3 protein-coding genes are annotated in these 2295 nt (G+C 46.9%); 2 read left to right on the top strand and 1 reads right to left on the bottom strand.

The window, feature by feature from the left end; genetic code table 11:
* Positions 1–83: 83 nt before the first annotated feature.
* Positions 84–953 carry a LysR family transcriptional regulator gene (locus B3O33_RS08040; protein ID WP_292360433.1) on the bottom strand — a complete coding sequence of 290 codons (870 nt, stop codon included), beginning with the start codon at positions 951–953 and terminating at the stop codon, positions 84–86.
* A 107-nt stretch (positions 954–1060) separates the two neighbouring features.
* Between B3O33_RS08040 and B3O33_RS08035 the strand changes: the two genes are divergently transcribed.
* Both B3O33_RS08035 and B3O33_RS08030 read left to right on the top strand, forming a co-directional pair.
* A complete protein-coding gene (locus B3O33_RS08035) occupies positions 1061–1930 on the top strand; it encodes a cation diffusion facilitator family transporter (protein WP_292360436.1) in 870 nt (289 codons plus the stop codon).
* Between the two features lie 73 nt (positions 1931–2003).
* A partial coding sequence (locus tag B3O33_RS08030) for a flavodoxin domain-containing protein (protein ID WP_292363361.1) occupies positions 2004–2295 on the top strand: 292 nt, incomplete at its 3' end.

The raw sequence follows: 2295 nt of genomic DNA, 5'->3' as shown, positions 1-2295 counted from the left end.
GTGCCCTCTGTGTCTCTGTGGTTTATTTTTTGGATGAACAATCTGCTTCCATCAGCGTAATCTGCGAATAAATCCTTTTACACCTACCAGCCTTTAAATTCATGGGTTAACGCATGCGTGACACGATTTTTTAACCAGGTCGCGACCTTGCGGTTTGCCTGTCGGGATAAGCATTGGAAATACGTGGCAGACAATGCCGTTTCGGTTGCCAGGCTGACCAGCTGTTGTTGTTTGAGGTGGGTTTGAATCAGCGTTGTGGGCAATATGGCCCAGCCATCGCCACGTAATACGGCGTCTCTGATTAATTCATACATCGTAAGGCCTGAATACTGCCAACCTATCTGGTTCTGAATGACCAGCTGCCCGTTTTGCAGGAAGGTCAGACAGATCTGTGTGTACTGGCTTAAATCGCTTTCTGTCACCTGGGCCAGATTGGCTAGCGGATGGGCTGGACTGACAACGGTTCGCTGTTCGATCATGCCAAGCCGAAAATTGGGATCTACCGCGTTATTGACGCCAAAGCTGATATCGACAATTCCATTATCAATAAACTCGTTATGCTCTTGTGTGGGTAATAAATAAACCGAGGTGGAGGTTTGCGGAAATTCGACATGCAAATCATGCATGCACTGATGCCAGAAGATTTCTGGCAATGCATCATCCCGTGCGACTCGGAGCTCTGATTCGATACCTTCCAGATGCTGATTACTAAGCTGTCTGATACGGTTGGCGGATTGCAATAAACGTTGACTGTCCGCCAATAAAGATTGTGCAATGGGAGTTATCTGCAGGCTGTTGCCAGTGCGTTGAAAAAGGTGGATTGCCAGCTCATCTTCCAATGCAGAAACCGCAGCACTTACCGTGCTTCGCCGCATTTCTAATGCGATAGCGGCGTTGGCGAAAGACCCGCATTCCGCTGTTTTTACAAACGCTTCAACTTGTTCAATACGCATAGCTAGTCCACTTTAAAATTTGTTTAGCACCAACTATATTGGCGCTGAGCGATTTTGTCGAATACCCGCTTGCCTCTAAAGTACCTGCCATTACTTGGAGAACAGTTATGCGGAAAAATAGTGAACGGAAAGTATTAATGGTATCGGCAATATCCGCCGCCTGCTTTTCGATATCGGGGCTTATCCTGGGCTTACTGAGCGGTTCAGTGATGATTTTATTTGATAGTGCGTATTCATTGCTGTCGTTAGCGTTGGCCTCCTTGTCTTTGCTGGCCTTGAAGCTGGCAAATCAGCCTGCGAACAATGACTATCCTTTTGGCCGACTGACCATTGAACCGATTGCGATCCTGGTAAAAGGTGTAGTCATCGCCCTGGTATGTTTTGTATCAATGATCTTTGCGGTGGTCAGCCTGTTGCAGGGTGGTAGAGAGGTCAATCTGGATCTGGCCCTGGTGTTTGGCGTCGTCAATGTTATCGGTTGTGCGATTACCTGGGCTTATATCAAGCGCCGCAAAAAGGATGTGAAAACGTCGCTGGTCGACGCTGAACAGCGTCAGTGGCAGATGGATACCTGGTTAAGCACGGCTGTGTTGTTGGGCTTTATCGCCACATTTGTGATTATTCATACGCCTTATGCGGATTACGCTCGCTACGCCGATCCACTGATGGTGCTTATCATTTCCGGTTATTTTTCCTATATTCCGGTTCGAATGATTGCCCAGGCTTTACGTCAAATACTGTTTGCCGCACCGACTGATGATCTGCGTGCACAGATTGATGCACAGTTAACGACTAGTGGTGTTCAGCCTCACAAACCTTTACGTATTGCCCAGGTAGGAAGCTTTCTGATTGCTCAGTTACCAGCAAGGCTGGATGCGAATGTTCATGAACTGATGCACATTGCTATCAATGAGATAGCCGAACAACAGCAACTGAAGTTGTTGTTGGTTCAAGGTGTTCACATTCAGCAGGACTGAGTAACTTTTCAGTTGACCCCGCAAATAGTAATAATTATCATTTGCATCTTTATATTGTTCCAAGAGGTGCATCATGGTTGCAATTGTCTACGGGTCAACAACAGGGAATACCGAAGACGCCGCCAAAAAAATTCAGCAATTCTTTGGCGCGGATAAAGCCGAATTATTTGATGTGAAAGATGCCGGATTAGCGGCCATTGAGTATTTCGACAAATTCATTTTTGCCCTGCCCACCTGGGACTATGGTGAAGTTCAAGCCGACTGGCAAGATGTCTGGGATGAGATTGATACCACGGACTTTACTAATAAAACGGTCGCTTTTGTCGGAATGGGCGATCAGTTTGCCTACGCAGAATGGTTCGTGG

The organism is Methylophaga sp. UBA1464 (assembly GCF_002325665.1).
Classification (GTDB): domain Bacteria; phylum Pseudomonadota; class Gammaproteobacteria; order Nitrosococcales; family Methylophagaceae; genus Methylophaga.
This window is presented reverse-complemented; position numbering and strand designations above follow the sequence as displayed.

Bases quoted from the DNA above. Each gene is read 5' to 3' on its own strand.
- B3O33_RS08040 (WP_292360433.1), bottom strand. From the start codon at position 953: ATGCGTATTGAACAAGTTGAAGCGTTTGTAAAAACAGCGGAATGCGGG.
- B3O33_RS08035 (WP_292360436.1), top strand. From the start codon at position 1,061: ATGCGGAAAAATAGTGAACGGAAAGTATTAATGGTATCGGCAATATCC.